The 18,802-nt window shown below is 70.7% G+C and carries 14 protein-coding genes and 1 tRNA gene; 9 read left to right on the top strand and 6 right to left on the bottom strand.

Translation table 11 applies throughout. From position 1 onward, the window contains the following. Nucleotides 1-5: 5 nt before the first annotated feature. Nucleotides 6-731 (top strand): hypothetical protein, encoded by a 726-nt coding sequence (locus BHS09_RS27450; RefSeq protein ID WP_140799527.1) that lies wholly within the window; start codon nt 6-8, stop codon nt 729-731. 157 nt (nt 732-888) lie between these two features. Here BHS09_RS27450 and BHS09_RS27445 read toward each other — a convergent pair whose 3' ends face one another. Then, nucleotides 889-1,815 carry a GDP-mannose 4,6-dehydratase gene (locus BHS09_RS27445; RefSeq protein ID WP_140799526.1) on the bottom strand — a complete coding sequence of 309 codons (927 nt, stop codon included), beginning with the start codon at nt 1,813-1,815 and terminating at the stop codon, nt 889-891. After that, nucleotides 1,816-2,790 carry a GDP-mannose 4,6-dehydratase gene (gmd, locus tag BHS09_RS27440; RefSeq protein ID WP_011555292.1) on the bottom strand — a complete coding sequence of 325 codons (975 nt, stop codon included), beginning with the start codon at nt 2,788-2,790 and terminating at the stop codon, nt 1,816-1,818. Nucleotides 2,791-2,932: 142 nt separating this feature from the next. On the opposite strand from gmd, the gene BHS09_RS27435 reads away from it, so the two are divergent. The 3 genes from BHS09_RS27435 (at nt 2,933) to BHS09_RS27425 (ending at nt 6,633) form a co-directional block, all read left to right on the top strand. Further along, nucleotides 2,933-4,183: a myxosortase-dependent phytase-like phosphatase gene (locus tag BHS09_RS27435; protein WP_140799525.1), complete on the top strand. Its 1,251-nt coding sequence runs from the start codon at nt 2,933-2,935 to the stop codon at nt 4,181-4,183. A 45-nt stretch (nt 4,184-4,228) separates the two neighbouring features. Further along, complete coding sequence (locus tag BHS09_RS27430; RefSeq protein ID WP_140799524.1) at nt 4,229-6,016, top strand: bifunctional metallophosphatase/5'-nucleotidase; 1,788 nt, start codon at nt 4,229-4,231, stop codon at nt 6,014-6,016. 221 nt (nt 6,017-6,237) lie between these two features. Then, complete coding sequence (locus BHS09_RS27425) at nt 6,238-6,633, top strand: hypothetical protein (RefSeq protein WP_140794432.1); 396 nt, start codon at nt 6,238-6,240, stop codon at nt 6,631-6,633. A gap of 74 nt (nt 6,634-6,707) precedes the next feature. On the opposite strand, the gene BHS09_RS27420 is transcribed toward BHS09_RS27425, so the two are convergent. From BHS09_RS27420 to BHS09_RS27405, 4 genes are all read right to left on the bottom strand, one after another. Further along, on the bottom strand, nt 6,708-9,485 hold the full coding sequence (locus tag BHS09_RS27420) for an Hsp70 family protein (RefSeq protein WP_140794431.1): 2,778 nt from the start codon (nt 9,483-9,485) through the stop codon (nt 6,708-6,710). A 25-nt stretch (nt 9,486-9,510) separates the two neighbouring features. Further along, a complete protein-coding gene (locus BHS09_RS27415; protein ID WP_140794430.1) occupies nt 9,511-11,373 on the bottom strand; it encodes an Hsp70 family protein in 1,863 nt (620 codons plus the stop codon). Nucleotides 11,374-11,434: 61 nt separating this feature from the next. Continuing rightward, complete coding sequence (locus BHS09_RS27410; protein ID WP_140799523.1) at nt 11,435-12,061, bottom strand: DUF2760 domain-containing protein; 627 nt, start codon at nt 12,059-12,061, stop codon at nt 11,435-11,437. Between the two features lie 106 nt (nt 12,062-12,167). Further along, nucleotides 12,168-12,243: transfer RNA gene (locus tag BHS09_RS27405), tRNA-Ala, on the bottom strand. A 193-nt stretch (nt 12,244-12,436) separates the two neighbouring features. Here BHS09_RS27405 and BHS09_RS27400 point away from each other — a divergent pair. The 5 genes from BHS09_RS27400 (at nt 12,437) to BHS09_RS27380 (ending at nt 18,802) form a co-directional block, all read left to right on the top strand. Further along, the gene (locus BHS09_RS27400) at nt 12,437-14,800 is read left to right on the top strand and encodes a tetratricopeptide repeat protein (RefSeq protein ID WP_174258909.1); all 2,364 of its coding nucleotides are present in this window, start codon (nt 12,437-12,439) and stop codon (nt 14,798-14,800) included. 316 nt (nt 14,801-15,116) lie between these two features. Then, entirely contained in the window at nt 15,117-16,001 is an 885-nt protein-coding gene (gene cyoE / locus BHS09_RS27395; protein WP_140794428.1) for a heme o synthase, read from the top strand. Nucleotides 16,002-16,030: 29 nt separating this feature from the next. Then, entirely contained in the window at nt 16,031-17,023 is a 993-nt protein-coding gene (locus BHS09_RS27390; protein ID WP_140794427.1) for an ABC transporter ATP-binding protein, read from the top strand. Then, complete coding sequence (locus BHS09_RS27385; protein ID WP_140794426.1) at nt 17,020-17,877, top strand: ABC transporter permease; 858 nt, start codon at nt 17,020-17,022, stop codon at nt 17,875-17,877. Before BHS09_RS27390 ends, BHS09_RS27385 begins: the two co-directional genes overlap by 4 nt. Before the next feature lie 100 nt (nt 17,878-17,977). After that, nucleotides 17,978-18,802, top strand: a complete 825-nt coding sequence (locus BHS09_RS27380) for a carboxypeptidase regulatory-like domain-containing protein (RefSeq protein ID WP_174260594.1) — start codon at nt 17,978-17,980, stop codon at nt 18,800-18,802.

Genomic DNA, 18,802 nt, shown 5'->3' with positions numbered 1-18,802 from the left:
CCTTCATGACGCTCTCCGACGCCCTGGCCCTGCTGGAACGCTGCTTCACCGGGCTTGCGGAAGGTGCCCCCCGGCTCCGCGAGCAGGAAGACGCCCGCTTTGCCCTCCGCCCCAGCGCCGTGTGGCTGGAGTACCGCTGGTACGTCCATGAACGGGGGATGGCGGAGGTCTTCCTCAAGTGGCCCCGTGCTTCCACCGAGCAGGGCGCCGCGGCCGAGGCCACGGTGCTGCGCGTCCATCTGCTCGGCGTGTCACCCACGCTTTCCCAGCGTGCGGGGCAACTGCTCGTGGGCGGCACGCCGTCGAGGGATCGCATCATGGACCTCTTCGGCGATGACGGCGTGCGCCGGGAGTGCGTCTCCATGGGCCGGACGAACGTCACCGTGGAGCACTGGGAGCCGCAGCCCGGCCCGCGCCCGTTGCTGGACGATGCGCGCTTCACCTCGCTGGCTGAGGTGCTGGAGGCGCCGGACTCCACGCCTGAGGCGCGTCACGAGGCGGTGCAGCGGCTGGCTGACGAGCGAAGCCCTCGCGTCGTGGCGGTGCTGCTCACGCTGGTGACGCGCATGCCCTCGCTGATGGCGCTGCGGGTGTTGTCGGAGTGGGGCGTCGTGGAGGCGCGCGAGGCGCTTCAGCGGGACCTGGTCCAGGTGCGGCCAGACAATCCGGCGGACCTGTGGACCCTCACGGCGTTGGAGCGGCGGCTTCAGGCCTGGGCGGCGCTTCAGTGAACAGGGTCCCCTGACGTGTCACCTCGTCATGGGGCCGTCCACTTCGGAATCGCGGGCCCGCGACGCCAGTCCCATCGACGCTGGCGCGGCATCCGGTCGCCCCAGCCGAGCCGCCGACGCGCGCGCACCCAGGGGATACGCGCGCGCCTTCGCTTGCTCACGCGGCGCCGGGCACGCGGGGGCCGAGCACGTCGCGCAGCGCGTCCGTCACGGTCAGCTTCGGGGCCCAGCCCAGCGCCTTCAGCTTGTCGGGAGCGCCGACGAGGCTGGGGATGTCGGAGGGCCGCAGGCGCGCGGGGTCCAGCTCGATGCGCGCGTTGACGCCCGCGAGCGACAACATCTCCTCCAGCAGGCTGCGGATGGTGCGGCCCTCACCGCTGCCGATGTTGTACGCCTGCCCCGCCTCGCCCTTGTCGAGCAGCAGCCGGTAGGCCTCCACCACGTCGCGCACGTGAGAGAAGTCGCGCACCGCATCCAGGTTGCCCGTGCGCAGCACCGGGTCCACCGTGCCCAGTCCGATGGCGCGAATCTGCGCCGCGAACGAGGGCACCACGAAGGTGGGGTCCTGCCCCGCGCCCAGGTGGTTGAAGGGCCGCGCCATGACGACCTCCAGCCCGTAGCTGCGGTGGAATTGCACCGCGGCCAGCTCAGCTGCGGACTTGGAGGCCGCGTAGGGGCTCAGCGGCACCGCCGGAGTGTCCTCGGTGGCGCGCGTGCCTTCGGGCACCGGGCCGTACACCTCGCCGGAGCCCACCAGCACCACGCGCGCCTTCGGGACGCTCTCGCGCACCGCGGTGAGCAGGTGCACCACGCCCATGGTGTTCACCGCGAACACCCGGGACGGGTTGTGGTGGCTCTTCGCGACCGAGCTGAAGCCCGCCAGGTGGATGACGCCCTCGGGTTTCGCCTCGGCCACCGCCGCCTTCACCGAGGCTTCGTTGGCCACGTCGAAGTGCAGGGCGTTGCTGTTGATGCCCTCACCGCGCGGCCCGTGGGCCTCCACGACCTCGTCGCCAGCGGCGCGCAGCAGGGCGCACAAGTGCCGACCGACAAAGCCATCCGCGCCTGTTACCAGAATCCGCATCTACCGCTGCCCCGCCTTCACGCGCTCCAGGTCCGCGTCCACCATCATCTCCACCAGTTCCTTGAAGCGGACCTTGGGCTCCCAGCCCAGCTTCGTCTTCGCCTTGGCCGGGTCGCCGATGAGCAGGTCCACCTCGGCGGGGCGCACGAAGGCCGGGTCGATGAAGACGTGCTTCTCCCAGTCCAGGCCCACGCGCGCGAAGGCAATCTCCACCAGCTCGCGCACGGTGTGCGTCTCGTTGGTGGCCACCACATAGTCCTCGGCCTGCGGCTGCTGGAGCATCCGCCACATGGCGTCCACGTAGTCGCCCGCGAAGCCCCAGTCGCGCTTGGCGTCCAGGTTGCCCATGGGCAGCTTCTCCTGGAGGCCCAGCTTGATGCGCGCCACGTTGTAGGTGACCTTGCGCGTGACGAACTCCAGGCCCCGGCGCGGCGACTCGTGGTTGAAGAGGATGCCGCTCACCGCGAACAGGTTGAAGGACTCGCGGTAGTTCACCGTGATGTGGTGGCCGTAGGCCTTGGCCACACCGTACGGGCTGCGCGGATAGAAGGGAGTGTCCTCCGTCTGCGGAACCTCCAGCACCTTGCCGAACATCTCGCTGGACGACGCCTGGTAGAAGCGCGCCTCCGGGCGGGTGTGGCGGATGGCCTCCAGCATCTTCGTCACGCCCAGCGCGGTGAACTCACCCGTGAGCACCGGCTGGTTCCAACTGGTGGGGACGAAGGACTGCGCCGCCAGGTTGTAGACCTCGTCGGGCTTCGTCAGGTTGAGCAGCGCCGCAAGCGAGAACTGGTCCAGCAAGTCGCCCTGGTGGAGCTGAATCTTCCCGTGCAGGTGCTGGATGCGCTCGAACTTCTCCTCCGACGAGCGGCGCACCATGCCGTGCACCTCGTAGCCCTTCGAAAGGAGCAGCTCCGCGAGATAGCTGCCGTCCTGCCCCGTGATGCCCGTGATGAGTGCGCGCTTGGTCGCCATGGTCTTTTCTGTGTTGGCTGGAAGACGCACTTTCTAGCCGACGCTGTCACCCATCGCCAACCGTTCCCGGCCGCTTCCTACTTGAAAGCCCGACGCCTCGTGCCAAGTTAGGGAGCTCCAATCGCTCTACCTGGAGGCGGTCATGCGCAACCCAACCCCCCTGGCCCTGGCGGCGCTGCTCCTGGGCACTCCGGTGTCCGCGCAGGTCGCCGTGTCGCCGACGTCGCAGTCCGAGCCCGACCCGTCCATCACCGGCGGGGTGCTCCAGGACGTGGCCCTCTGGGTGAGTCCCGGCGCCCCCGGCAGCAGCCTGTTCCTCACCGCCTACAACAGCCCCAACTCGGGCCTCGTCACCTTCGGCGTGGGGGGCGAGCAGCTGGATGCGGAGCTCACGGATGGGCCGATGTCGGCCGTGGCCGTGCGGGACGGCTTCCCGCTATCCGGGGTGCAGCAGACCCTGGCGGTGGCGGCCAGCATCAACTTCAACGGGCTGGCGGCCTACACGGTGGACCCTGACCGCGCGGACCGGGTGGTGCGGATCGGCGCCACGGGCTTCCTGACGGGGACGCAGTTCTCCGCCGTGGCGCTCTATCAAAACCAGGATTCGGGCCGGTTCTATGTGTTCGCGGGCACGTCCAGGGGCGTGCTCCAGCAGTACGAACTGGCCGGGGACACGGGGAACGTGACGGCCACCCTGGTCCGCACGCTCACCACGACGGGGCCCATCGCGGGTCTGGCCGTGGACGAGGCGTCGGACTCCCTGTTCGTCACCCAGCAGGGGCAGGGCTTGTGGCGCTATGCGGCGGCCGCGGACGCGGACGTCACCGGACAGCAGCTCTCCATCCAGGGCTCGGGTGGGCTCTCCGCCAATGTGGGCCGGGTCGCGCTGTACCGCGCGCGCAATGGCGAAGGGTACATCCTGGTCGCGGACACGGGCGCGGATGCGTTCGCCATCTACGAGCGGCGCGCGAGGACCTTCGTGGGCTCGTTCCGGCTGGCTGACGAGGATGGGGGCGTCATCCGGGCGAATGACCCAGTGGCCCTCGCCGTCTCCGCGTCGTCGCTGGGCACGACCTATCCCGACGGGCTCTTCGTGGGCAGTGATGCGTTCTCCAACCCGCAGCGCTTCCTGTACGCACGCTGGCCGGCGGTCGCCGAGGCCTTCGACCCCGCGCTGCGAATCGACACGCGGTTCGATTCGGACGGGGGGACGGACGGGGGCACGGACGGTGGCCCGGGGGACGGAGGTGGCTCCGGTGGTCCGGGGCCGAGGCCAGGCCCGGGCAATCGTCCCGAGGAGTCGGGCTGCTCGTGTGCTTCGGCCTCCGTGCCGGCCACCGCTGCGTTCGCGTTGCTCGCCCTGGTGCGGGTGGGGCGCCGGCGTCGCGACTGAAGCGCGTTGCCAGCGGGCGCGCGCCGCGCTGAAGTGCGCGCCCTCATGCGTTTCTTCCGACTCATCGCCCTCGCGTTGGCGTGCGGGGCCACCACCGCGTGCTCCGGCTTCTGGATCCGCGGCGCTCCGCCGGAGCCCATCCGCATCACCCTGGTGGGCATCAACGACTTCCACGGACAGGTGGAGCCCCATCGCACGCCACTGAAGGACGGCCAGGTGGTGGAGGAGGGCGGCGCCGCCACGCTCGCGGCCTACGTGGCGCGGCTGCGCGCGGCCAACCCTGGCGGCGTGGTGCTGCTGGACGCGGGCGACATGTTCCAGGGCACGTTGCCTTCCAACCTCACGGAAGGGGCCGTCGTCGTCGACGTGTACAACCACCTAGGAGTGGACGCGGCCGCCATTGGCAACCACGAGTTCGACTATGGCCCCGTGGGGCCGGGTTCCATGGCCCAGCGGCCCGGGGATGATGCGCTGGGTGCGCTCAAGGCGCGCATCGGCCAGGCGCGATTCCCCATGTTGTCGGCGAACCTTCGCGACGCCTCCACTGGCGCGCGCCCCGCCTGGACGGGCAATGACGGCACGTACCTGATGAAGGTCAAGGGCGTGAAGGTGGGCATCATCGGGCTCTCCACCGAGGCCACCCCCAAGGTCACCAATCCCGCCAACGTGTCGTCCCTGCGCTTCCTGCCCCTGGCGCCCGCCGCGCTGGAAGCGTCCCGTTCCCTGCGCGCGCGCGGCGCGGAGGTGGTGGTGGTGGTGGCGCATGCGGGAGGCAAGTGTGCGGACTTGAGCAACCCCCGCGACACGTCGAGCTGCGACGAGGGCGACGCGGAGATTCTGTCGATGCTGAAGCGCCTGCCGCCAGGCACGGTCGACGCCATCGTGGCGGGACACACCCACCAGACGATGGGCCACTTCTTCGCCCAGGTGCCCATCATCGAGACGACGGGGCTGGCGCGTTCCCTGGGCGTGGTGGAGCTGTTCGTGGACCCGGACAGTCGCCGCATCCTGCCCGAGCGCACCCGCATCCAGGCCGCCATTCCCCTCTGTGCGAAGGTGGACGCCACCCAGGGAACGTGTGACGGCCGCCGCCTGAGGAACGAGTCCCAGGTTCGCCTGGAGCCTGCGTCGTTCATGGCGGAGCCGGTGGTGCCCGACGCGCAGGTGGCGCCGCTGCTGGCGCCTGCGCTGGAGCTGGCACGGGAGGCGCAGAATCGCCAGTTGGGGCTCGTGGCGGCTACGCCCCTGGCCCGCGGCTACACGGAGGAGGGCGCGCTGGGCAATCTGGTGGCGGACGTGCTGCGTGCGTCGGCCAACGCGGACGTGGGGCTGATGAACCCGGGCGGCGTCCGCGCGGACCTGCCCGCGGGGCCGCTCACTTTCGGTCAGGTGTTCGAAGTGCTGCCCTTCGACAACACGGTGGCCGTCGTCACCTTGACGGGCCCCGAGCTGTCGCGGTTGCTGCACCTGGCCTATGGCAACGACATGGGCTCCGTCTTCGCCGTCTCCGGCCTCGAGGTGACGCTGGAGCGCTGTCCGGGGCCTGGGCGGTTCTCGGGAGTGGCCCTCTCCGGCGGTCAGCCGCTCGTGGTCGACCCCCGCAAGATGTATCGGGTGGCCCTCCCGGACTTTCTGGCGCGAGGCGGTGACGGGCTGGAGCCCCTCTTGAGCACCGTGCCACCGGAGCGCATCGAGATGACCCCCGTCGACGGGCTCGATTTGCGGGAAGCGCTCGTCGCCTACGGGAATGCCCGGGGCGGCACGCTGGAGGCCCCCGACTTGGGACGTGTCCGCTACACGGGTGTAGCAGAGTGTCAGCAAGAGGCGCGCTGAGCGCGTCCCGGCTGAAAATTCGGACGACGGCTGATCCGCTGGGGGTGAACGTAAGGACTCAACCCAGCGGAAGGACACTGAAATCGCGCCGGGGGCCGATTTTTCGGCCTGGGATCAGTTTCCAACGGGAAGCGGAGGTCCTACTCTAGTCCCTGCGAGTGTCCACTCCGAGGTGGCCCTGGGCCTGCGTGGGTGGACTCCCGTGAGCTGGAGGAACCGACATGCTCTACAAAGTGACCCCGATGATGGCGCCGCCTGCGCCTGAGAAGGCGAAGCAGCGTGAACCGGGGCAGGGCCAGCCGCGCAAGCGTCGCAAGTCCGCCGTCTACGACGCGGATGGTCAAGAGGTGCTCATCTCGCTGATGTGCATCAAGTGCAAGACGCTGAAGCCGCTGGCGCAGTTCGGCCTGCGGAAGATGGCGGATGGCGCCATCCGGAATCAGCCTTGGTGCCGCACGTGCCGCTCGGGCGCGGGCAGCAAGAAGCCCAAGGCGGGCAAGGACGCCGCCGCCGCGCCGGTGGAAGAGGCGGCCCCGGTGCTCCAGGTCGTGCCGGCCGCCGCGAGCCCCGAAGCGGGTGAAGCCCCCGCCGTGCCTGTCACCGCCGCGCAGGGCTGATCCACCGTCGCTGTCCCAGCTCCCGGGGGCTGGACCTTCCAGGTCCAACTCCCGCGGGAGCATTCCTTCCAGTCCTACGACAGCCGCAGACCGGCGGGGAGCGTATCCCCGAGCGCGCGAGCCTCGTCCGCGGCTTCCAGCGCCACGACTTCGCGCACCATTCGCACCCACGTCTCGGAGGCCTTCGCCGCCAGCAGGGCCTGGGCCGTGCGCTCGCGCAGGTCCGGGTCCAGATCGCGCGTGCGATCACCCGTGAGCCGCGCGAGCTGCGCCGCCGCGAAGGACGCGCCGTCAATCTTCCGCAGGTCCAACTCCAGCAGCAGCGTGAGCCAGGCCTCGGCCGTGTCCACGTCCACCACCTTGTGGCTGCTCCCGTACAGGGGCACGCGCGCGCCCAGCCGTCCCAGGGACCAGGCCCACGGACCGCCGGACTTCGCCTCGGCCCTCAGCCGCGCGGCAATCCACCGGCCCAGCTCCGCCTTGTCACCCGGTTGCAGGTGCTCCAGCGAGGCCGCGGTGCGGACCATCTCCTCCAGGCCCTCGGGCTGGATGCCCTTGAGCTTCCCCGGCGGCGGCGCATCCGGTGGCACCTTCCGCGCCAGATGGGGCTGGAGGTACGCGTACAGCTTCTGCTGCCGCGCTTCGTCCAGTCCTCCCGCGATGCGGCGCCACATCACCCAGAACTCCGTCCACACCGCCTTGTCCGTGTGATGCTGCACCATCGCGTCGAACAGGCCGAAGGTCTGCTCCGCGCGCCAGCCGTCCAGCGGGTACCCGAAGCCCGGCCTCAGGCTGAAGCCGGTGAGGCTGTAGAAGACGCGCTCGTGGTCCTCCGAGCGCCGGCGCTTGCTCGCGCCCGCGAAGAGGGTGCTCCACATCTCCCGCAGCACCGGCACGCGCCACGTCTCACGCGAGCCCAGGGCCTTCTCCAGCGTGCGCCCGAGCTGCTTCACGTCCTTGGGGCCGATGGGCAGCGGCTTGTTGCCGTAGACGCGCTCGATGTTGTCCTTTGCTTCGACGAAGCGCGCGGGCATCGACTCGGTGACGGTCAGCTCGTGCGAGCCGCCAGTGCCCCGCAGCTCGAACTCCAGGCGCCACCGCTCATCCGCGACGTTGGACACGCAGTACAGCTCCAGCGTGCCAATCTCCGTCAGCGCCGCCTGGAGGTGCACGGGCACTTCGGCCACCTTGTTGGAGGCGCCCTTGAGCAGCGTGTGGATGGGCGGCAGCGGCTTGAGGTCCTCCACCAGCGGCACCAAATCGCCGGGCTTGTCGATGCGGTCGCTGGTGGTGGAGTAGAGCTGGAACTGCACCGGCCGGCCCAGGGTGAGCGAGAAGGGGCGCTCGCCCAGGTCCACCTTCTGGCCTTCCTCGAAGCCGCGGGGGATGAGGCACAGCGCGGGCTGCTCTGCGCTGTCCGCCGCGCGCTGCAGGCCCACGTAGTAGGCACGCGCCGCGCCGCCGCCAATGCGCAGGCCGTGGCCGCGCCGCACCAGGCCGTAATACGCGGCGCCCCGGGCCACCGCGAGCTCCAGGGACTCGTGCCGAAGCAGGGGAATGCGCGGCGCGTTCGGCCACCACGCGGAGAGGGCCTCCACCAGCCGCTCGGAAATCTGGGGTGAGTTGAACACGCCGCCGTTGAGCAGGATGGCGTCCGGCCGGGGCAGGGCGCCCTCCGCCGGCGCCGTTTCGCCCAGCGCAGCGAAGCCCGCCGCCGCGTGCTGCGCGAGGAAGGCCGCCAGGTGCCGCGTCACCGCCGCGTCCTGCACGTAGGGCAGGCCCAGCTCCTGGAGCGCCATGCGCGCGGCGCGGCGTGGCCTGTCAGCGGGTGTGGTGAGTGGGAAGAAGCCGTCCAGCACCAGCGCCTGCGCCTCGTCGCGCGTCAGCTCCGTGGACAACGTGCCGCCCAGCAGCTTGCTGCCGCCACTCACCAGCGACACGCCGTGCTTCTCCGGCGGAGCGAGGCCGAGCAGCGCCTCCTTCGCGGTGCGCGCGGCCTGGATGGCCTGCGTCCACTGCGTGGCGGACAGGCGGCGGCCGTCCGTGAAGAGCTTCTCCTCCATCCGGCGCGCCAGCGCGGCGTCCATGTTGTCGCCGCCCAGCATCAGGTGGTCGCCCACGGCCAGTCGCCGCAGCATGGGGCCTTCGGGCGACACGCCCGCGTGCACCAGCGTGAAGTCCGTGGTGCCTCCGCCTACGTCCACCACCAGCACCAGCCGGACGTTGGAGAGCGTCTGCTCCAGGTCCGCCCGGTGGCGCGCGGTGTAGTCGTAGAAGGCCGCCTGCGGCTCCTCCAGCAGGGTGAACTTCTCCAGCCCCGCCTTGCGCGCCGCGCTCACCGTGAGGGCGCGGGCCGCTTCGTCGAAGGAGGCGGGGACGGTAATCACCACCTCCTGCTTCGACAGGGGCGCGTCCGGGTGCGCGTAATCCCACGCGCGGGCCATGTGCGTCAGCAGCAGGGCGCTGGCGTCCACCGGGGACAGCTTCTGGACGTCCGCGGGCGCGCCCCAGGGGAGGATGGGCGCGGAGCGGTCCACGCCCGGGTGGCACAACCAGCTCTTGGCGCTGGCCACCAGCCGCCCCGGCACGCGCGCGCCCTGCCAGCGCGCCAGCTCCCCCACCACCCACGGACCGCCATCATCCCCCCAGGGCAGCGTGAGCGAACCCTCCGCCAGCTCGTGGCCGGCGGGCACGTACACGGTGGAGGGCAACAGGGCCCGCGGGGCCACCTCGCCCTGGCGGACGAGCTGCGGAAGGGCGAAGTCCTCCACGGGGGCACCCGCGCCCCGCGAGGGGTCCACGGATGCCACGGCGCAATGGGTGGTGCCCAGGTCGATGCCAACGATTCGCATACGCCTCCGATTGACGGATGGCTTTCTACTCCTTCATGCGGACGTTGAGCTCCAGCTTCCAGCGCCCGGGGCCATCCTTCTCCAGGCACCGGAGCTCCAGCGTCCCCACCTCCGTCACCGCCGCCTGGAGGTTGACGGGCGTCAGGTCGCTGAAGACGGAGGGCTGACCGGGCATGGTCGTCTCGATGGGGGCCAGCTCCTCCAGCCCGCCGCTGGCCAGCTCGGTGTCGACGTCCTCCAGCATGACGCCCACCTTGTCGTCGCGCCGCAGGGACGAGGAGAAGAAGCGGAAGCTGGTGGGCTCACCGGTGACGAGCCCGAACTCCAGGGGCGGAACGTCCGCCTGCGTGCCTTCCTCCATGCCGAAGGGGGCCACGCAGAGCGCCTTCACGGGCGGCTCCATGCCGGGCACCGCGGGCATCGCCGTCTCCACGCCCACGTAGTAGGCGCGGGCCGTGCCGCCGCGGATGCGCAGGCCGTGGCCCTGGCGCACCCAACCGTAATAGGCGGCGCCTCGCGCCACCGCGAGGTCCAGGTCCGCGCCCTCCAGCTCCTTGGCGGGCTCGCCGCCATCCGCCGTGAGCCAGCCGTTGAGCACCTCCATGACGCGCGCCTTCAGCGGGCCCGCCTTGAAGACGCCGCCGTTGAAGAGCACTGCCGTGGGGTGGAGGAAGGCCTTGCCGCTGACGTCCACCGGCGCGTCCGGGCTGGCCGCGAGCGCCTGCGCCTGCCGGGTGAGGAAGGCGGCCAGGTGCCGGGACACCCCGGCGTCCTGGGCGTAGGGCAGCGCCATCTGCGCCAGGCCGGTGCGGCGCGCGGTGCGCGGCAGCTCGGTGACGGGCGTCACGGGGAAGAAGCCGTTGGTGAGGACGCGGTCCAACTCCTCGCGCGTCAGCTCCGTGCGCAGCGTGCCGCCGATGAGCGACGAGCCCCGGCCGGGGATGGAGATGGGCGCGCGCTCCATGGACGGGTCGGCGTAGAGCGCCTCCTTCGCCTGGCGGCAGCCATGGGTGAGGGCGTTGAACTGCCAGGCGTCCAGCTTCTTTCCCTCGGCCGTCATTCGCTGGTTCAGCGTGTGCGCCAGCGCCAGGTCCATGTTGTCGCCGCCCAGCAGGATGTGGTCGCCCACGGCCACGCGCAGCAGCTCCAAATCACCCGCGTTGTCGCGCACGGTGATGACGGAGAAGTCGGAGGTGCCGCCGCCCACGTCCACCACGAGGATGACCTCGCCGGGCTGCACCTGCCTGCGGAAGTTCTCCCCCATGGCCTCCAGCCACGCGTAGAGCGCGGCCTGGGGCTCCTCCAGGAGGGTGATGTTGGGGATGCCCGCGGCCTTGGCGGCCTCCAGCGTCAAGTCGCGCGCCGCCGCATCGAAGGAGGCGGGGACGGTGACGATGACGTCCTGCTCGGACAGGACGTTGCCGGACTCCTCGCGCTCGCGGGCGAAGGTATTGTCCCACGCCTCCTTGAGGTGGCGGAGGTAGCGCGCGGAGGCGTCCAGCGGTGACACCCGCTGCACCTCCTCGGGGGCCTGCCACGGCAGCAGCGCCGCGCGCCGGTCCACGCCGGGGTTGGACAGCCAGCTCTTGGCGGAGGACACCAGCCGGGTGGGTACCTTGGCGCCGTGCGTGCGGGCGAACTCACCCAGCAGGGTGCTGGCCTCCGGCTTCCACGGCAGCGCCAGGCTACCGGCGGGGAACTCCTGCGCGGAGGGCAGATAGAGGAAGGAGGGGAGCAGCGGGCGGGCCTCGATGGTGCCGGGCGCGGTCAACTGGGGGACGGGCAGCATGGACTGCGCGCCGCCGCGAGCCTTGCCCTCCTCCAGATTGAAGTAGGACACCGCGGAGTGCGTGGTACCCAGGTCGATGCCAATGGAATAGCGGGCCATATCGGACGAGAACTCCTGGAAGACGCGGGTTTGTTCGCGCTGTGAGGCCGTGGTGGCCGGCTCAGGAAAGCTCGACCTCCGCGGGAGCAAGCACGCGCGGGTCGATGGCCGGGCTGACGGTGGGCAGCTTCACCGCCGTCGTCATCCAGCCGTGGTGACGCAGGATTCCGTTGTAGGGCGGCTGGCCCGCCACGTTGCCGGTGAGGCGGATGCGCTGGGCGTCGAACCCGACGGGCACCGCCACCGAGTCCCCTTCCGACTGGGGCAGCACCCGCTCCAGCGTCAGGTACGTCTGGGCCACCTTGCGGCAGCCCTCATGGACGATGCGCGCCGCCGCGCCCACTTCCGCGTCGGAGAAGGCGGAGACGTTCTCTTGGAGGAAGTCCACGAAGCGGCCCTCTCGCTGGAGCATGCCCAGCAGGGACAGGGCGCTGGCGTGCTCGCGCTCGGGGGGCAGGGCAGGGGGCGGCTCGGGCGCTCGGGGCGTGGGCCGGACCTCTTCCGGCTTGGGAAGCGGGGTGGGGGCGGGGCCGCCCGAAGGGAGCTGGGCGAGCTGGCCAGCGTCATAGGCCTTGCTCGTGGGCAGCACGGCCTGCGCGAACTCGCGGGACACGAGGCAGCGCCAGAAGCACAGCCAGGCGAGCCAGAAGCGGGCGAAGAACGACAGAGAGGCGGGCTGGTCGGTCATCGGCACCGGATAACAAAGCCCGGATGCTTTGCAATTCGGCAGTTCGCCGGGATGCCCCAAATGCAAAGGGCCTCACGGTTTCCCGTGAGGCCCTTCGTTTGTTGCATGGTGGAGGTGGACGGGATCGAACCGACGACCTTCGCATTGCGAACGCGACGCTCTCCCAACTGAGCTACACCCCCACAACTGGACTGCTTGCTGCGCCTTCGCGGTTTGGGGCCGCCGAAGTGGGATGGGCTAGTACCGGAGGCCTTTCACCGTGTCAAGCGCAAGCTGCCAACATGGATTCCGGCGATTGACGTGCTGCGTACCGGGTGCCATAAAAACCCTTCTTGTCAGGCGTATCCTTCCCGCCCGTTTAGCTGCCCCCCGTTAATGTCTATCTCCCCTTCGAAGACGTTGAGCCCGGCCGAGCTCGCGAAGCTTGAACATGCCTTTGCCTCCGACCCTTCGTCGGCGGCCTACAAGCCTCTCGCTGAAGCGTACCTGAGCATGGGCCGCTTCATGGAGGCGATGGTCGTCTGCAAGAAAGGGGTGAAGGCCCACCCGAATGCTGCGGACCCCCGCCTCCTGCTCGCCCGCGTCTATGCGGAGCAGGGCAAGGACAAGAAGGCGCTGGAAGAGGCGCTCGGCGCCCTTCAGGTGCAGCCCGACGACAAGGTCGCGCTGCGCATGGCCGGCGCGCTTCAGCTGAAGACCGGCGAAGCGGAGCCCGGCAAGGCGAACCTTCTCAAGGCCTACACCGCGGACCCGGGCGACCCGGACACCGTCACGCTGCTCCAGCAGCACAAGATTGAGCCGCCGCGGCCCGCCGCGCCGGCTCCGGTCTCCGCGCCAGCTGCTCCTGCTGCGCCCGCGACGCCGGGCCCGTCCGCCACCCAGCAGTCCGCCGCCGCGCTCTCCAGCGTCGCGGCCACGGCGGGGACGGAATCGCCCGCGGGGAAGCCCGCCGCCACCCAGGCCGCGAAGCCCGCGTCCACCGCGCGCGCGGAGGCTCCCGCGCCGCGTCCCGCTCCTCAGCCGCGCCGGCCCCAGGTCGTCGTGGAAGAGGTGGATGAGGACGAGGACCACGAGCCAGTGCCCCGCCGCGGCGGCTCCTCGGGCGGCAAGGGCAGCAAGATGGTGACGCTGGGCCTGCTGGTGGCCATCCCGCTGTTCGCCATCGGCTATGGCTGGTACTCGGCCAACGCCCGCACGAAGTCGCGCGAGCTGAAGAAGAGCCTGGATGCGGCCAGCGAGCTGCTCAAGCACGACTCCTTCGACAGCTACAAGAAGGCCGTTGAGGCGGCGGACCAGGCGCTGGAGGTGGACTCCGATTCCGCCGTGGCGCACGGCTACCTCGCCTACGCCTGGGCCATTCGCTGGGGTGAGCACGGCGGTGGTGACGATGCGCGCCGCCAGGCCGAGGAGCACCTGGCCGCGGGCAAGAAGAGCGGCGAGCTCAGCTCGCACCTCATCGCGTCCGAGGCGCTCATCCAGACCTACAGCGGCAAGGGCAAGGACGCGCTGGGGCAACTGGAGGAGAAGGTGAAGGGCCTGGACGCGCAGGGCCGCTCCAGCTCGCTGCTGTACCTCACGCTGGGCCTCATCCAGATGAACGCGGGCGACCTGGATCGCGGCCGCGACAGCCTGGACCGCGCGCAGGGGCTGTCTCCGGATGACCCGCGCACCTACGCGAGCCTGGGCGCGGTGTACCGCCGCCTGGGACAGGACGCCGCCGCCTGGCGGAACTACGACTCCGCCCTCCGGTATGAGAAGGACCACCCGGAGTCGCTGCTGGGCCGCTCCCTGCTGATGCTGGAGCAGGACTCGCCCAACTTCGGGCTGGCCCACACCATGCTCAAGAAGCTGCTGGAGTCCGACCCGCCGCCGTCTCCGCGGCAGCTGGCCGCGGCGCACCTGGCGCGCTCGCTGCTCGTCAGCCGCGTGTCGGCGGCCATGGTGGACCTGAAGCCGGACATGCAGCAGAAGCTGGTCGAGGCCACCGCGGTGCCGCAGGACAAGGACAAGGCCCGCTCGGAGATGCTCAAGAGCGAGGAGACCGGCTTCTCGCTCGACAAGCAGAACCCGGAGCTGCACCTCATCAAGGGCCGCCGCCTGCTGGCGGAGGGCAACTACGACGCGGCGGCCGAGGAGATTCGCAAGGCCATCCGCATGGACGCCTCGCGCGCCCAGTTCTACGTCGAGCTGGCCAAGTCGCTCATGGGCAAGCAGGGCGGCGAGAAGGAAGCCGCCGAGGCGCTCCAGACGGCCCTGAAGACGATGGGCGACAGTCCAAAGCTGGTGGTGATGCTGGGCAACGCGTACCGCCGTCAGGGCAAGCTGGATGAGGCCCTGGCCCAGTACCAGCGCGCGGTGAAGGACCCGAAGGCCAAGAACCCTGAGGCCCGGCTGGCCATGGGCGCCATCTACCGCGAGCGGTCCAAGTGGGACCTGGCGCAGGAGCAGCTGGAGAAGGCGAGCCAGGAGTTCCTGGGGCAGTCGGACCGCGCGGCCATGGCGCTCACCGAGCTGGGGCGCGTGTTCCAGGGCAAGGGCGACGCGGCGAAGGCGGATGAGACGTACCAGCGCGCCCTCAACGCGGACGAGGCGTACTCGCCGGCCTACTACTTCTACGCCACGCTGCTGGCGAAGGACTCGAAGCAGGGCGCCAAGGCGAAGATGCTGGCCCAGGAGTACCTGAAGCGCGAGCCGAGCGGCGAGCACGCGTCCGCGGCCCGTTCGCTGGCGGGCGGCTGAAACACCACGGTTGCCTTCCAGGCGCCGGACAAGCGGGGCTGATGCGCGCGGGCAGTTGAACGCGCGGTCAGCCCCGTTGTCGTGGTTGCCGCCCCCACCACCCTGACGCTATGCCCGAGGCGTTTGTCTCCCCCGACGCACCTGGGTGGGACGGGAGTCCGGTGTCGCCCTGGTGACTCACGGGGGCCAGCCGGGCGTCCGTCCGCCGGAGTCTCCCAGGGGCGCCGTGTCCTTGCCCACCCCCGGGTGGTGCCTGTATGGGGAAGGCCGTTACCGCGCCGGCAGCGTGTCTGTCGTGCCTACCTCTGGAGTCTGTGTGAACGCGCGTGCCGAGTCCTTGCCGACAGTCGCGTCCGACCTGATCTCCCTCACCAAGCCGCGCCTCTCCACCCTGGTGCTCGTCACCGCGGCGGGTGGCATGTGGCTGGCGCCCGGCCACCTGGGCGCCGTCAACGCGCTGGTGACGCTGCTGGCCACGGCGGGAACCGTGGGCGCGGCCAATGCCCTCAACTGCTACTGGGAGCGGCACAGCGACCAGTTCATGGACCGCACCCGCAACCGGCCGCTGCCCTCCGGGCGCATGGAGCCGGCGGTGGCGCTGTGGTTCGGCATCTCCCTGGCGGCCGTGTCGATTCCGGCGCTGGCCCTGGGCGCCAACGTGCTCACCGCCGCGCTGGGTCTGGTGGCGCTGCTGAGCTACGTGCTGGCCTACACGCCGCTGAAGGCGCGCACGTCCGCGGCCATGCTGGTGGGCGCGGTGCCCGGCGCGCTGCCTCCACTCATGGGCTGGACGGCGGTGACCAACCAGATGGACGCGGGGGGCTTCTCGCTCTTCGCCATCATGTTCCTCTGGCAGATGCCGCACTTCATCGCCATCGCGCTCTTCCGCAAGGAGGAGTACCGGGCGGCGGGCCTCAAGTCGGTGCCGCTGGAGCGGGGTGACGAGTCCAGCCGCGCGCAGGTGGTGCTCTACCTGGTGGCGCTGATTCCGATGACGCTCCTGCCCTTCCAGCTCCACATCGCCGGCGCGTGGTACCTGGCCGCGGCGGTGCTCCTGGGCCTGAGCTTCCTCGGGCTGGGGGCGTGGGGCTTCTTCCGGCGGCTGGGAAACACCTGGGCCCGCCAGACGTTCTTCTTCTCACTCATCTACCTCACCGGCCTGTTCGCCGCGCTGGCGCTGGACCGAGTTCCTCGCGAATAGCGTCCGGGGCGAACGGGGGACGCCCGCTCATGCCCGAAGTCCTGCTTTCCACTGCCACCTCTCAACCGCTGCTCCAGTTGGAGGGGCTCACGCGTCGCTTCAAGGGGCGCACGGCCGTGGACGGCCTGTCCCTGTCGGTGCGGCCGGGGGAGATTTTGGGCCTGCTGGGCCCCAACGGCGCGGGCAAGTCCACCACGTTCCAGGTGCTGGCCGGGCTGCTGTCCCCCGACGCGGGCCTCGTTCGCTTCGAGGGCCGGGAGCTGTCGCTGAGCGACCCGTCGCTGCGCCGGCAGATGGGCATCATCTTCCAGCGCAGCAGCCTGGATGACCTGCTGACCGCGCGGGAGAACCTGATGCTCGGCGCCCGGCTGTATGGCCTGGGCGGAGAGCGGGCCCGCGAGCGGGTGGAGGCGATGCTGTCGCTCATCGGCCTGGCCGACCGTGGCGCCGAACGGGTGTCCACGTGGTCCGGTGGCATGCGCCGGCGCCTGGAACTGGCGCGGGCCCTGGTGCACCAGCCGCGCGTCCTGCTCATGGACGAGCCCACACAGGGCCTGGACGAGGCGGCCTTCCGTACCTTCTGGGCGCACCTGAAGCGCCTGCGCGACAGCGAGGGCCTTACGGTGCTGCTCACCACGCACCGCGCGGACGAGGCCGACGTGTGCGACCGGCTGGCGGTGTTGGACGCGGGCAAGCTGGTGGCGTGTGACACGCCGCAGGCGCTGGCCTCGCGCATGGGCGGGGACATCCTCTCCGTGGAGGCGCCCGAGCCGGAGGCGCTGGCGGCCGAGCTGCGCGAGCGGCTGAAGCTGGACGCGAAGGTGGTGGAGGGGCGGGTGCAGGTGGAGGCCCCGCAGGGCCACGCGCTGGTGCCCCGGTTGGTGGAGGCCTTCCCCGCCGGGCGGTTGACCTCCGTGGCGCTGCGCCGGCCCACGCTGGCGGACGTGTTCCTCCAATTGACGGGGCGCGCGCTGGGCGCGGACGTGCCCACCGCAGACCCCGCGCCGAGGAGACGTCGATGAGCGCCGAGCTGTCCGCCGCCCCCGAACCGATGAACGCCGGGGCTCCGGCCGTGTCGTCTCCGCCTGGAACGCTCGCGCTTCAGTGGGCGACGGTGCGGGTCCTGATGATGCGGGACATCGTCCGCTTCTTCCGCCAGCCCTCCCGGGTGGTGGGGGCGCTCGCGCAGCCCGTCCTCTTCTGGTTCGTCATCGGCTCCGGCTTCGCGGGCTCCTTCCGAGTGGAGGGCGCGCAGGGTCTGGGCTACCAGCAGTTCTTCTTCCCGGGCGTCGTCACCATGGTGCTGCTGTTCAGCGCCATCTTCGCGACGATTACCGTCATCGAGGACCGCAAGGAGGGCTTCCTCCAGGCGGTGCTCGCCGGTCCGGGCTCGCGGCTGGCGGTGGTGCTGGGCAAGGCGCTGGGCTCGTCCGCCATCGCGCTGCTGCAGGCGTCGCTGTTCCTGCTGCTGGCGCCGCTGGCGGGTGTGAGCGCGGCCACGCTGAACGTGCCGTTGCTGCTGTCCGTCATGGTGCTGTCGGCGCTGGCGCTGACGGGCATGGGCATGTCGCTGGCGTGGTGGGTGCGCTCCAGTGCGGGCTACCACGCGGTGATGAGCATCGTCCTGCTGCCCATGTGGGTGCTGTCTGGCGCCGTGTTTCCGCTCAAGGGCGCGGACACCTGGCTGGCCTGGGTGATGCGGCTCAACCCGATGCGCTACTCCGTGGAGGGCGTGCGGCGGGCGCTGTACGGCGCGGAGGCCTCCGTGTCGCTGGGCGCGTCGTCGTCCTCGGCGGGGTTGGAAGTGCCGGTGCTGGTGGCGTTCGCCGCGGTGTTCGTCGGGCTGGCGGCCTTCAGCGTCAGCCGCCGGGAGTAGACAGCGGCCGTTCGCGGCGTCCCGGTGGGTTGGACATGCGCTGCCCCTTTCGCTACGAGGTGGGCAGACGCATCACCTGACTTCCCGAGGAGATTGCACGATGACGCTGCGCACGCTCGGCCTGACGCTGCTGGGGACCGCGGGGCTGCTGACCCTTTCTGCCTGCAAGAAGGAGGAGCCGGCCTCCGCGCCGCCCGCCGCGCCCGCCGCGAAGAAGGAGCCCCACGCGGCCTCGCCCATCCAGGCGCCGGAAGGTGCCGCCGCGCCCGTGGCTCCAGCGGGCAAGGGCGTGGTGAAGGGCACGGTGAAGTTCACCGGCACGCCGCCCGAGGCCGCGGACATCCCCGCGAGCAATGACCCGGCGTGCGAAGGCATGGCGACGAAGGATGCGTCGGTCCTGGTGAATGACGGCAACCTCCAGAACGTGCTGGTGCGCGTGAAGGGTAAGGTGCCCGGTGCGCCTCCCGCGCCTGCCACTCCGGTGGTGCTGGACCAGACGAAGTGCACCTACGTCCCGCGCGTGCAGGGCGCGATGGCGGGGCAGCAGGTGGCGTTCAAGAACAGCGACGGCACGCTGCACAACGTGCGCGGCATCGTGGGCACCAAGCCCGCGTTCAACGTCGCGCAGCCGCCGTCCGGCGCCCCGGTGGAGCGGCCGCTGCCCGCGGACGCGGACGTGCTGAAGCTCAAGTGTGACGTGCACCCGTGGATGTCCGCCTTCGTCGTCAGCAACGAGAACCCGTACTTCGCGACGACGGGCGCGGACGGTGCATTCGCACTCGAAGGCCTGCCCGCGGGCACGTACACGGTGGAGGCCTGGCACGAGACGCTCGGCACGAAGACGGCCGAAGTCACGGTGAAGGACGACGCGCCGGCCGAGGCCGCGTTCTCCTTCTCCGCGGAGGACGCGTCCGCGCAGAAGTGA

Origin of the sequence: Myxococcus xanthus (assembly GCF_006402735.1) — a bacterium.
Taxonomy (GTDB): domain Bacteria; phylum Myxococcota; class Myxococcia; order Myxococcales; family Myxococcaceae; genus Myxococcus; species Myxococcus xanthus_A.
Note: the sequence above shows the minus strand (reverse complement) of the source record. Positions and strands in the feature narration are given on the sequence as shown.

Coding starts and splice junctions, on each gene's coding strand:
- BHS09_RS27450 (WP_140799527.1), top strand. CDS start 6: ATGACGCTCTCCGACGCCCTGGCCCTGCTGGAACGCTGCTTCACCGGG.
- BHS09_RS27445 (WP_140799526.1), bottom strand. CDS start 1,815: ATGCGGATTCTGGTAACAGGCGCGGATGGCTTTGTCGGTCGGCACTTG.
- gmd (WP_011555292.1), bottom strand. CDS start 2,790: ATGGCGACCAAGCGCGCACTCATCACGGGCATCACGGGGCAGGACGGC.
- BHS09_RS27435 (WP_140799525.1), top strand. CDS start 2,933: ATGCGCAACCCAACCCCCCTGGCCCTGGCGGCGCTGCTCCTGGGCACT.
- BHS09_RS27430 (WP_140799524.1), top strand. CDS start 4,229: ATGCGTTTCTTCCGACTCATCGCCCTCGCGTTGGCGTGCGGGGCCACC.
- BHS09_RS27425 (WP_140794432.1), top strand. CDS start 6,238: ATGCTCTACAAAGTGACCCCGATGATGGCGCCGCCTGCGCCTGAGAAG.
- BHS09_RS27420 (WP_140794431.1), bottom strand. CDS start 9,485: ATGCGAATCGTTGGCATCGACCTGGGCACCACCCATTGCGCCGTGGCA.
- BHS09_RS27415 (WP_140794430.1), bottom strand. CDS start 11,373: ATGGCCCGCTATTCCATTGGCATCGACCTGGGTACCACGCACTCCGCG.
- BHS09_RS27410 (WP_140799523.1), bottom strand. CDS start 12,061: ATGACCGACCAGCCCGCCTCTCTGTCGTTCTTCGCCCGCTTCTGGCTC.
- BHS09_RS27400 (WP_174258909.1), top strand. CDS start 12,437: ATGTCTATCTCCCCTTCGAAGACGTTGAGCCCGGCCGAGCTCGCGAAG.
- BHS09_RS27390 (WP_140794427.1), top strand. CDS start 16,031: ATGCCCGAAGTCCTGCTTTCCACTGCCACCTCTCAACCGCTGCTCCAG.
- BHS09_RS27385 (WP_140794426.1), top strand. CDS start 17,020: ATGAGCGCCGAGCTGTCCGCCGCCCCCGAACCGATGAACGCCGGGGCT.
- BHS09_RS27380 (WP_174260594.1), top strand. CDS start 17,978: ATGACGCTGCGCACGCTCGGCCTGACGCTGCTGGGGACCGCGGGGCTG.